Annotated in this window: 11 protein-coding genes; 6 read left to right on the top strand and 5 right to left on the bottom strand. The window is 44.3% G+C overall.

What is annotated here, in order from left to right; genetic code table 11:
* Positions 1 to 340: 340 nt before the first annotated feature.
* Positions 341 to 1,756, top strand: coding sequence for a DUF1593 domain-containing protein (locus AAC033_RS11835; RefSeq protein WP_339738340.1), 1,416 nt, complete (start codon positions 341 to 343; stop codon positions 1,754 to 1,756).
* A 38-nt stretch (positions 1,757 to 1,794) separates the two neighbouring features.
* Here the strand turns inward: AAC033_RS11835 and AAC033_RS11840 are convergent, their stop codons facing one another.
* Positions 1,795 to 2,013 carry a hypothetical protein gene (locus tag AAC033_RS11840; protein ID WP_339738341.1) on the bottom strand — a complete coding sequence of 73 codons (219 nt, stop codon included), beginning with the start codon at positions 2,011 to 2,013 and terminating at the stop codon, positions 1,795 to 1,797.
* A 114-nt stretch (positions 2,014 to 2,127) separates the two neighbouring features.
* On the opposite strand from AAC033_RS11840, the gene AAC033_RS11845 reads away from it, so the two are divergent.
* The 3 genes from AAC033_RS11845 to AAC033_RS11855 all read left to right on the top strand — a co-directional run bounded on the left by AAC033_RS11845 (position 2,128) and on the right by AAC033_RS11855 (position 4,326).
* The gene (locus AAC033_RS11845; protein WP_339738343.1) at positions 2,128 to 2,652 is read left to right on the top strand and encodes a VOC family protein; all 525 of its coding nucleotides are present in this window, start codon (positions 2,128 to 2,130) and stop codon (positions 2,650 to 2,652) included.
* A 37-nt stretch (positions 2,653 to 2,689) separates the two neighbouring features.
* Complete coding sequence (locus AAC033_RS11850) at positions 2,690 to 3,655, top strand: alpha/beta fold hydrolase (RefSeq protein WP_339738345.1); 966 nt, start codon at positions 2,690 to 2,692, stop codon at positions 3,653 to 3,655.
* Positions 3,656 to 3,909: 254 nt separating this feature from the next.
* Entirely contained in the window at positions 3,910 to 4,326 is a 417-nt protein-coding gene (locus AAC033_RS11855) for a hypothetical protein (protein WP_339738347.1), read from the top strand.
* A 109-nt stretch (positions 4,327 to 4,435) separates the two neighbouring features.
* Here the strand turns inward: AAC033_RS11855 and AAC033_RS11860 are convergent, their stop codons facing one another.
* The 3 genes from AAC033_RS11860 to AAC033_RS11870 form a co-directional block, all read right to left on the bottom strand.
* A complete protein-coding gene (locus AAC033_RS11860) occupies positions 4,436 to 5,647 on the bottom strand; it encodes a sodium ion-translocating decarboxylase subunit beta (protein ID WP_339738349.1) in 1,212 nt (403 codons plus the stop codon).
* A gap of 15 nt (positions 5,648 to 5,662) precedes the next feature.
* Entirely contained in the window at positions 5,663 to 7,567 is a 1,905-nt protein-coding gene (locus AAC033_RS11865) for a biotin/lipoyl-containing protein (protein WP_339738351.1), read from the bottom strand.
* A gap of 228 nt (positions 7,568 to 7,795) precedes the next feature.
* On the bottom strand, positions 7,796 to 8,056 hold the full coding sequence (locus AAC033_RS11870) for an OadG family protein (RefSeq protein WP_339738353.1): 261 nt from the start codon (positions 8,054 to 8,056) through the stop codon (positions 7,796 to 7,798).
* Between the two features lie 503 nt (positions 8,057 to 8,559).
* Between AAC033_RS11870 and AAC033_RS11875 the strand changes: the two genes are divergently transcribed.
* Together AAC033_RS11875 and AAC033_RS11880 are read left to right on the top strand one after the other, a co-directional pair.
* Positions 8,560 to 9,894 carry a Gfo/Idh/MocA family oxidoreductase gene (locus tag AAC033_RS11875; protein WP_339738355.1) on the top strand — a complete coding sequence of 445 codons (1,335 nt, stop codon included), beginning with the start codon at positions 8,560 to 8,562 and terminating at the stop codon, positions 9,892 to 9,894.
* Between the two features lie 162 nt (positions 9,895 to 10,056).
* Positions 10,057 to 10,272 (top strand): dodecin family protein, encoded by a 216-nt coding sequence (locus AAC033_RS11880; protein ID WP_339738357.1) that lies wholly within the window; start codon positions 10,057 to 10,059, stop codon positions 10,270 to 10,272.
* Between the two features lie 81 nt (positions 10,273 to 10,353).
* Here AAC033_RS11880 and AAC033_RS11885 read toward each other — a convergent pair whose 3' ends face one another.
* Positions 10,354 to 10,674 (bottom strand): DUF3467 domain-containing protein, encoded by a 321-nt coding sequence (locus AAC033_RS11885; RefSeq protein ID WP_339738359.1) that lies wholly within the window; start codon positions 10,672 to 10,674, stop codon positions 10,354 to 10,356.
* Position 10,675: the final 1 nt, after the last annotated feature.

Below are 10,675 nucleotides of genomic sequence, written 5' to 3' on the forward strand. Positions count from 1 at the left end.
GAGTAAGAGAAAAGGTAGATTCAAAAGTTCATTTAGTTTAGTTAGTTGAATCTGATAGCAGGCAAGGTCCGTACTTGTCTGCTATTTTTATTTCCATTCCAAATCCGGAGGAAAGAAGTGCCCGGAATTCTGCCTTGCCCATTTAAAATCCGATTTGTACTTGTGGTCAATCAAGCTTAAATTTACCGTTCCATTAATTATTGAATGATGAAACGACCATGATCAAAACTTTGCTCACGCAGCAGAATGGTTGTTGAGAGTTCCATCCGTTGCCAAAGTAGATCGTAGGAGATTCAGCGACTGACGAAAACTGGAAAAACTTAAACTGAAAAAAGAAACGATGAAAAAGAAACGATTGCTTCTATGCTATCTTCTGTTTGCGATAACGCATGGGGCACTTGCTCAAGGGAGTAACAAGCGGGAGCCACTTTCAACGGTATTGAAGCCACGCATTGTTGTGCTTACTGATGTTTCAACATGGGAGACAGACGATAGTGAATCACTAGTCAGACTTTTGGTACATGCTGATCTATTTGAGATTGAAGGGCTGGTTTATACCACCGGCTGGAGCCTTGAAGAAACCCGCGACGACTTCTTTCAACTCATTCACGATGCCATTGATGCTTATGAAAAGGATTTACCCAACCTGCTGAAGCGTTCTGGGCAGCTTGCCTTCAAAGAAGAGGAATCCCCCCAAACGATTGGATATTGGCCGAGCCCCGACTATTTAAGAAAACGCACCGTATTTGGCAGCAAGCAAAGAGGGATCGATAAAATTGGAAAAGACAATCTATCGGATGGAAGTAATCTGATTATTGAATTGGCCGATGAAAACGACAAACGCCCGTTGTGGATTTTGCTTTGGGGAGGCGGAAACACCTTGGCACAAGCTATCTGGCAGGTTCAGGAAGAACGGAATGATGATGAATTAAAGGCTTTCCTGCATAAAATACCCACCTACGCCATTACCGACCAAGACCGGTCGTATCAAGGCGGCACTGCATTCGACATCAGTTCTCACCAATGGATGCGAAAAGAATTTGAAAAAGACCTCATGTTTCTGTGGGATGAATGTGCCTGGAAATTTCAAAACGGTACTGGCAAGACAAACTGGGACGATTACGCACGCCACATCCAAAGTCATGGCAACCTTGGAAAGGTGTATCCAAAATATAAATTTGGCGTTGAAGGCGATACTCCTTCCTTTCTGCATGTCATGCCAAACGGTTTAAACAACCCGCTTATTCCAAGCCAGGTAAGCTGGGGCGGCTACTTTGAATGGGGTAAAGGACCTGACAACTTCACCTTTACCTATACCAATCATGAGGGAAGCGCCAGCGAAATTTGCGCCAAGTACGAAGCATATTTCTATCCGGCTACGTTCAATAATTTTGCCGCCCGGATGGATTGGGCAGCAACAGGAACGGGCAACCGAAACCCGGTAATCATTCTCAACAAAGACCAAGGTATTGAACCGATTCACATTGAAAGGAGACCAGGAAAATCAATCACGCTTGATGCCTCAAAGTCATACGACCCGGAAAACGATCAAATCAGCTTCAGTTGGTGGATCTTGCCCGAAGCAGGAAGCTATCAGAAGGAGATTGCCATTTCCGATAAAAATTCGGATAAAATCACAATCGAAGTACCAAGCGAGTCTGCAGGACAAAGCTTTCATGTGATTTGCGAAATAACCGACGATGGAGAACCCAGTCTCACCAGCTATCGGAGAATCATTGTTGAATCGGGAAAATAAATCACGCCCCCCAAGAGTTCGGTTCGTTAAAATTTGAGTCAAATCCCTTCGGCTTGCTGCTCTTTGCCGCAACTGTTGCAAACCAGGCGCGCCGAACCGGCCAACACGATAAAACTGATTCCCAGGAACAGGCGGTGTTCAATCAGCGGATTATCGGCAATCAGCTTGGTTAAAGCCACCACCAAAGCCAGAAAGTTGATGACGGTGAGTACCATCAGTAAATTGCGGATCAGTTTGCGGAGCTTTCTTTTTTGCATGGTCAATTCGTTTTAAGCTGGCTGTGAAACTAAGCATAAATCAACTCACTGGCAAGAAATGGTTTCAGCATAATTTCATAACTTGCAGTACACCTTTTAAAACGAAAAAAAAAAATGAAATCAACTTCCATTTACACCTTGCTTCTGCTATTGGCGATTAGCCCATTGCAAACCATCGCCCAGGAACTGACCCAACAGTTCGCCAAAAACACCATCCAGGTTGGTGTGGTGGTTGAAGACCTCGACAAAGCCGTTGATTTTTACATGAACGTACTGGGCATGGTGAAACGCCCCGGCTTTAGTGTCGATGCCGCCTTCGCCAGGGAAAGCGGATTGAATGAAGGTATTCCTTTTGATGTAACGGTACTGAAGCTGGAAGACTCGGATGATGCCCAGGAATGGAAAGTGATGAGCTTTGGCAAAAAAGCCAGTCATCCAAAACAAACCTACATGTCAGATGACACAGGCATGCAATACGCCACCATTTTTGTGAAATCGATGCGCCCATTTCTGGAGCGCATTGAAAAACACAACATCAAGCTACTGGGCGAAACACCTATTATGCTGGATGCCGAACGCCAGTTTGTTTTGATCCAGGATCCGGACGGCAACTTTATTGAATTGATTGGCCCGCAATAATGACTCCCCCCAACTACTTGATACAATAAAAATCAGTATGAAAACCATAACTTGCATTGTCGCCTTGAGCTTCATTTTCGCAGCGTTAATCGCTCAAACCAAAAGTGACCCGACTTTTCTAGAATCCGAGATGGTATTAAAAACCTCAACGGGAGATCTATTTGGTACGTTAACGATTCCTGAGCAGACCCAAGCCTGTCCAATCGTTTTGATTGTACCAGGCTCTGGCCCAACCGACAGGGATGGCAACTCTGCTATGGGCCTTCAAACAAATGCTTACAAAATGCTTTCTGAAGACTTGGCAAAAAATGGTATTGCTACGTTAAGATTTGATAAGCGAGGCATAGGGAAAAGCAAACCGGCAATGGCGAGCGAAAGTGAACTTACGTTTGAAACCTATATAGACGACGTGGTCGCCTGGATTTTAAGAATAAAGTCAGATCAGCGATTTGCAACAATCGCGGTGTTAGGCCACAGTGAAGGTTCATTGATTGGAATGATCGCAGCCCAACAAACCAATGCTGCCGGACTTATTTCCTTATCGGGAGTTGGGAAATCAGCAGATAAACTGTTGCAAGAGCAATTAAAAACGAAGTTACCTCCGCAACTGCTTAATGAATCGAATAAAATACTTGATAGCCTACGGATTGGAAAAACAGTTTCCAATGTAGATCCCAGTTTACTTTCACTATACCGCCCAAGTGTTCAGCCATATATGATTTCATGGATTAAATATGACCCGCAAAAAGAGATTGGTAAACTAAAAATGCCGGTATTCATCATCCAAGGCTCAACGGATTTGCAAGTGAGTGTTGAAGATGCCAAGCTGCTTTCATCAGCCAAACCAGATGCGAAACTTTTAATCATTGACAATATGAATCATGTATTGAAGGAATCGGATTCTGATATTCAAAGCAATATGGCAACATATAGTAATCCGGCCTTGCCATTAAAAGCTGGATTAATTGATGAACTCGTTCATTTCATAACGACTAAAAAATAGAAAACGGAGGAATCAGTTGGGTGAAAATGGAAACTTCGGGTGTGTCTACTTGTAATTGACGACTGTACAAATACGCGATTAAAAATCACGCCACCCAGGGCCTTTGGGTCTTTCAATTCTGAACAAGTTTGGCAGCACAGGTCAATAAGGTTTTTCGAGTAGGATGCACGCTGACCAGCCACCGAAAACAACCAGAACCGGCTTTCCTTGTTGTACTGTTACTATTTGTTCAATGTCAATAAAAAAAGCGTACGATGAATAAGCCGTCTGATTACAACAGGTATGCGCAGAGCAGTTGGGGCATATTAATTATTCTGCTATTGTTTTCCTCATGCCAAACGATGCGGCCCGTTATTCCTGCTGAGCCTGGGCATGTAGAGAAAATGGACGCATCCCAAAATAAATTGGTATGGATCTACCATCTTGCGGGAGTGCTATGCGAAACCACCTTTTATACCAGCACGGAAGAAGCCCTGAACGATTTAGATTCCCTGGAAGTGCACGTTTATGATTCATTCCAATTTGATATTCCATCCTGTGACTCCTGTGGATGTCCTTCGAGCATACGCTTTGCGGCAAATATCAGGCACTTCGATCTAAATCGGGCGATGAGCATTGGCTGGCATTTTCTGGAAGACGATTCTGTTATTGAAGAGAACAAACGGCAATAGCGTGATCTCAATCAATCGGGGACTCCTGAGAGCAGGAATTACCAGCTCGGATTAAGCAAAAAAGCCCCACCCGCGTAGGATGAGGCTTTTTCGAGAAGTTCTCCGGGGCTTATCCCAAAAACGAAATCAGTACACCCGCGGCAACGGCTGAGCCGATTACACCGGAAATATTACTGGCCATGCAATATTGCAGGACATGGTTTTTCGAATCGTATTTAAGGGCTATTTCATTGGCAACACGTGAGGCCATAGGAACAGCACTTAAACCGGTAGCTCCAATTAGCGGGTTGATCTTTTTCTTTGCCATTAAATTATAGATTTTAACGGCTACAATACCTCCGGCAATGGAGATGGCAAAAGCAATGAAACCTCCCACGATAATCATGATCGTCCGGGAATTCAGAAAAACTTCCGAAGTCATGGTTGCACCAACGGTCAATCCCAAAAAGATAGTTGCGGTGTTCATGATGGAACCAGTGGCAGCATCCGACAAGCGGGCTACCGTAACACCAACTTCTTTAATCAGGTTACCGAAGAAAAGCATACCCAACAGCGGAACCGATGAAGGCACGAAAATGGAAACCACAATTCCCAATACGATGGGAAAAGCAATCTTAACCGCTTTCAGGTTTTTGATTTTATTCTTCGACGGGTACAATTTATCCATCTCCTTCATGTTAATCTTCAATTCCTTCTCAGAACACAACAAACGTGTGACCAAAGGAACGATGACCGGAACCAAAGCCATATACGAATAGGCCGCAATCGCAATCGGCCCCAACAAGTGCGGCGCCAGCATAATGGTGGTATAAATGGCGGTTGGACCATCGGCGCCACCAATAATTCCCAATGATGCGGCTTCAGCGGGTGTAAAGCCCAAAGCAATGGCCGAAATCAAAACGGTAAAAATACCGATTTGCGCAGCTGCTCCAAAAAAGGCCAACCGCAGGTTACGCAGCATGGGACCAAAATCGGTTAAAGCCCCTACCCCCATAAAAATAATGGGAGGCAGAAAGCCTGTTTTGATCAGCGAGTAATACAGAAAGTTCATAATTCCATGATCATTCGCAATTTCAAACAGGTTTTTATAACGATGCCCGTCCAATTCAATAAATTCGGAAGGAACAACACTCATGCCTCCACCAGGAAGGTTCGCTAAAATAAGCCCGAAAGCAATTGGAATCAGCAATAGTGGCTCATACTTTTTCTTGATTCCCAGGTATAAAAGTAATCCCCCAATCACCAACATCAACAGCGTTCCCGGTCCATTTACAATATCCTGGATGGCAGTCATGTGATAGAGTTTCTCTATAATAGACATATGCAGGATTTTCTGTTATTGGATTTTTACTAAAACATCGTCTTCTTCCACTTCTGAACCATTGGCAGCGGGCAGTTCAACCACTCTACCCGAAACATCGGATTTAATGGCATTGAAGGTTTTCATGGCTTCAACATAGCCAATTAAATCACCTTCCTGAATCACATCACCAACTTTGATTGGCTTTTCAGAGCTTTCTTTCGTAAGATAAAACTTGCCTTCGAGCGGGGCGACTACTTCTTTGGCTGGTCCGCTTGCAACTGGAGCCGATGCCGGGGCGGCAGGAGCTGTGGCTGGCTGTGCTGAAGTTGCTGCAGGCTGACTGTCGCCATAAGCTACCGAAACCCGGAACTGCTCACCATCGACATCAATAATCATGCTCGATGGGTTGAAATTGGCTGGTGCTGCATCGGCTGGTGCTTCCGCCTTTTTGGTTCCTTCAAGCAGGCCTGCACCTTCTTCACGCTTCTTGGCCAAATCGGCTTCAAAAGCCTTTTTCGCCTCGCCTGACTTGTAGGCGCGATATTGCTCTGGATGCATGGCCAATTCGAACAACTCTTCGTCGTCCTGCCCATATTCCCAACCATTCTTATCCATTTCCTTGCGGAAGGTATCCAGTGCGTCAGGATATAGTGTTTGCGGATTGGCTGTAAACTCTTTCTTGCCGTGCTCGTCAGCTAATTTTTGAAGTTCCGGAGCCAAGGTTCCGGGCAGTTTTCCTCCTTTGCCCATGAGCATGTCCCAAATATTGTCGGCAATCATACTCCAACGCTCTTTGCCTTTTTCCAACTGCATCACGTTCATCAGTGCCAGGTTTTTCACGTACTGGCTATAGGGAGTTACCAGCGGCGGATACCCAACCATTGGCCAAATATGCTCGACTTCGTTGAACAACTTCACCAACAAATCATCCTGCGACAACTCTGGTTGGTTGTGTTTTGCTTTCCATTTGTTTATGCTGGATAGGTTGCTTTCCAGGTCGGACATCAACGATCCCATCATTCCTCCGGGTAAGCCGGGACCAATGAGCAACGAGTTCATGAATCGGTTTTTCGGGTTGATGTAATAGCCCAAAAAGTCATCGATAAAGCTTTGGGTCAGGCTGCGTACCTTCATATAGGCATCCATATTGATATCCGGCACGTCAAAACCGGCATCTTTCAACATGGCGTGAACGGCGAGCAAGTCAACGTGACCGGTCCCCCACGAAAGTGGTTCCATCGCCACATCTACATACTCAACTCCGGCGCGGCAAACTTCCAAAATAGAAGCCATCGCAAATCCAGGACCTGAGTGTGAGTGATATTGAAGGGGTGTATCAGGATGTAATTTCTTAATTCCTTTAACGATTTCGCCCAGCCAAACAGGACGTCCGATACCAGCCATATCTTTCAGACAGATTTCATCGGCACCACCTTTAATCAGCGTGTCGGCTAAATCTACATAGTACTTGACCGTGTGTACTTCAGAATAGGTTAAGCTCAAGGCTGCCTGGGCAATCATGCCGCCTTCCTTGGCGTACTTGATAGAATCCAGGATATTGCGGGCATCATTCAATCCACAGAACGGACGGGTGATATCCGTTCCCTGGGCCTTCTTCACTTTATACATGAGTTTACGCACATCGGCAGGCACCGGGCTCATACGCAAGCCGTTTAACGACCGATCCAGCATGTGCGTCTGAATGCCGGCAGCGTTAAAAGGCTGCGTCCATTTGCGGACCGCATTATTTGGGTTTTCACCAAAAAGCAGGTTGATTTGCTCAAAGCCACCACCATTGGTTTCAACACGTGCGAAACATCCCATCTCAACAATGTGTGGTGCCACTTTCACTAATTGATCAACGCGTGGCAGGTATTTTCCCGACGACTGCCACATGTCGCGATAAAGCAATGAAAATTTGATTTTTCTCTTTTCCATAAGGCTAATTAATATTTTAAATTGGTTTTCTTTTATTGTCCACTTACGTGCCTTTTTGTTCTGTCTTAGCTATCAACTATTGTCATTCATGGTCATTTTTATTGTCATTGATTGTTTCAAGACACCTTAATGACTAACTAACGACAATTGAATGACCTTTTAATGACATTAGGTAAGCTTGCGGCTATTTATTTTTCACACGATTTCGAAGGATTCGTGATTGACTTGTTACATCTTCTCAATCTTAGTCACACGACCTTTGCCTCCGGTTACAATTTTGACAGCGGAAACGATTGCCGCCACTTTTTTTCGATTGAAGTCGCCTGCTTGACTGGCTACTTGCTCAACCCTTTTACTCACTTCTTCAGGCAGGTATTTGTTCACGAAACGAATAATCAAATTCCCAAGTAGAACAACAAGAGCAAGAATAATAAACACCGTTATCATCCCAATTCCCATCAACTGTAATGCGTATCCTAAGTCGCTCATCTTTTCATTATTTTAAAAAAAACTTTTTCCCATTTTATAGAACGGAGGCAATAGTACCAAATTTTTACCCGTTCAAAAATGTTAAAAAATAGTTACCAAAAACAATTATCAATTAATTAACATTGAATTTTTTCAAATCGAAATCGATCAATATGTTTTCACTTTCAATTTTGTGCACACCCTCACCCAATCCCCCATGAACAAGCAGCCACAGCGGATTTCAACTGATTTACAATTAATACCTGAATGTCGTTTATTATTTCAGAAAATCACATCCGATTCGAGTCTATTTCAGGTTAAACTGGGAGCGGATTTTACGAACGGTTGAAATTGTTTCAACTATCTTTTTTTTTTAGAATCCTTAAAACCATGCTACGAAAACAGAATTTATCAAGCCAAAAGGTTTTATTCTTAAAAACTTAATTCTTACTTTTAAACCTGTCGAAAAATCGGCCTGATCAGTCAAATTCATTCAATAACAAACTATTAATAAATCAACTAAAATGACAAAACAAACTAAAAAAGAATTGTCGCGAAGGCGATTCCTGGGTACCGCTGCCATAGGAATGGCTGGAGTCACTTTTTTACCATCACTAAGTTCATGCTCATCGCCAAAAGCAAGCACCGAAGATAAAATCAGGCTTGGATTCATTGGCATGGGAAGACAAGCCATGTTCCTGCTGAACGGCTTTATTCAAATTCCGGGTGTTCGGGTTGTTGCCGGTTGTGATGTTTATGGCCGCAAACGCCAGCGTTTCGAAAACCGCGTCAACGAGTTTTATACAAAGAACAATGTGGACGTTGAAGTAACGACTTACGAAAAGTATGAAGACTTGATTCAACGCGACGATATTGATGCCGTGGTGATTGCTGTTCCCGACCACGCACACGCCATGATTGCCATTGCAGCCTGCAAAGCGGGTAAGGATGTCTACCTGGAAAAACCGATGACCTTTACCATCAAGGAAGGCCAGGAACTGAAGCGTGTTGTTCGCGAAACCAACCAGATCTTAGGAATTGGAAGCCAGCAGCGTTCAGATCCGAATTTTCAGCATGCGGTTAATATGGTGCAGACAGGCCGCTTAGGTAAAATTGAAAAAGTCAATGCTTATGTCGGCGCTCCTCCAATTCCATACAATTTGCCGGAAGAAGAAATTCCCGCTGATTTAAACTGGGATCTTTGGTTGGGACCGCTTCCGGAAGATATTCATTTCAACAACGAGCTAAACCCGCCGATCTCACTCGATCCGGTAAAACATGAAGAGATTTGGGGAGCGTGGCGTTGGTACAAGGAAATGGGCGGCGGCTTCACCACTGACTGGGGTGCGCATATGTTCGACATTGCCCAATGGGCACTTGGCATGGACCGCAGTGGCCCGGTTGAAATTTCGCCGATCGGCGATGGCACGGAGTTTATGAAATTTGTTTATGCTGATGGTGTAGTGATGACCTCAGAGCCTTTTGATGAAAAGATGACTAAGGGTGTCAAGTTTTTCGGCGAAAATGGTTGGATTGAAGTTTCACGCGGCCACTTCAAAGCTTCGGATGACGCACTGCTTCCTCCAAAATCGGATACTGCCGAGGATGATACGCCATACGAAACCAAAATTCCACACCAGATTAATTTTATTGAGTCGGTTAAAAATCGCGTTGACCCAGTCGTTCCTGTAGAAATTGGACACAGCTCATGCACCGTTTGTACTCTGGGTAACATTGCCTGCGATCTGCAACGTACCATCAAATGGGATCCACAAACAGAGACGTTCGTGGAGGATGAAGATGGAGCAGCAGCAGCTAAACTACACTACCACTACCGCGACGGCTGGAAATTGCTTTAGCGAAATAAATAAAACCAGAAAAAGCTGTCTCTCCAGAGACGGCTTTTTTTTGTCTAATCAAAAGTCCAAAACGGAAACACCTATTGTCAAGCAGCAAATTTTTCGAAACCGTAGTTCCTTTTTAGCAGTAATAGGAAGAAAACACTAAAAAAGGAGGTCATTATGCCAAACAGCGTTTATAAAGTGATTGAATTAGTCGGAACCAGTCCCGAATCATGGGAAAAAGCTGCTGCCAATGCGATTGCCAAAGCATCTGAGTCCTTGCGCGATTTGCGCATTGCAGAAGTTTCGGCCATGGACATGCAAATTACCGATGGCAAAATTGAAAGCTACCGGACGAAGCTAAAGGTCTCCTTCAAATTTGAAGGGCACCATTAATTTCCGGTAAAATCTGAGTACAAGAAAAGCCGTTTCATCAATCGATGAAACGGCTTTTCAATTTTATACTGTCTTTAAGAACTAAGCCTCAGCAGCCGGTCCCCCAAAATTCATTGGCGGGATCATGGGATTTTGTGGCCCACTCACCTTGATTGGTCCATGTTGTTTCTCAAACTTCTTCACATTGTCTTCCAGGGCCATCAAAAGGCGTTTGGCATGCTCCGGGGTAAGAATTATCCTGGATTTGACATTGGCCTTTGGAATTCCCGGCATGATGCGAACAAAGTCGAGAACAAATTCGGAACTCGAGTGGGTGATAATGGCCAGGTTCGAATATGTTCCCTGGGCCACTTCTTCACTCAATTCGATATTCAGCTGATTTGGATTCTTATTTTCTGACATA

Source organism: uncultured Sunxiuqinia sp. (genome assembly GCF_963974515.1).
GTDB lineage: Bacteria > Bacteroidota > Bacteroidia > Bacteroidales > Prolixibacteraceae > Sunxiuqinia.

Coding starts and splice junctions, on each gene's coding strand:
- AAC033_RS11835 (WP_339738340.1), top strand. CDS start 341: ATGAAAAAGAAACGATTGCTTCTATGCTATCTTCTGTTTGCGATAACG.
- AAC033_RS11840 (WP_339738341.1), bottom strand. CDS start 2,013: ATGCAAAAAAGAAAGCTCCGCAAACTGATCCGCAATTTACTGATGGTA.
- AAC033_RS11845 (WP_339738343.1), top strand. CDS start 2,128: ATGAAATCAACTTCCATTTACACCTTGCTTCTGCTATTGGCGATTAGC.
- AAC033_RS11850 (WP_339738345.1), top strand. CDS start 2,690: ATGAAAACCATAACTTGCATTGTCGCCTTGAGCTTCATTTTCGCAGCG.
- AAC033_RS11855 (WP_339738347.1), top strand. CDS start 3,910: ATGAATAAGCCGTCTGATTACAACAGGTATGCGCAGAGCAGTTGGGGC.
- AAC033_RS11860 (WP_339738349.1), bottom strand. CDS start 5,647: ATGTCTATTATAGAGAAACTCTATCACATGACTGCCATCCAGGATATT.
- AAC033_RS11865 (WP_339738351.1), bottom strand. CDS start 7,567: ATGGAAAAGAGAAAAATCAAATTTTCATTGCTTTATCGCGACATGTGG.
- AAC033_RS11870 (WP_339738353.1), bottom strand. CDS start 8,056: ATGAGCGACTTAGGATACGCATTACAGTTGATGGGAATTGGGATGATA.
- AAC033_RS11875 (WP_339738355.1), top strand. CDS start 8,560: ATGACAAAACAAACTAAAAAAGAATTGTCGCGAAGGCGATTCCTGGGT.
- AAC033_RS11880 (WP_339738357.1), top strand. CDS start 10,057: ATGCCAAACAGCGTTTATAAAGTGATTGAATTAGTCGGAACCAGTCCC.
- AAC033_RS11885 (WP_339738359.1), bottom strand. CDS start 10,674: ATGTCAGAAAATAAGAATCCAAATCAGCTGAATATCGAATTGAGTGAA.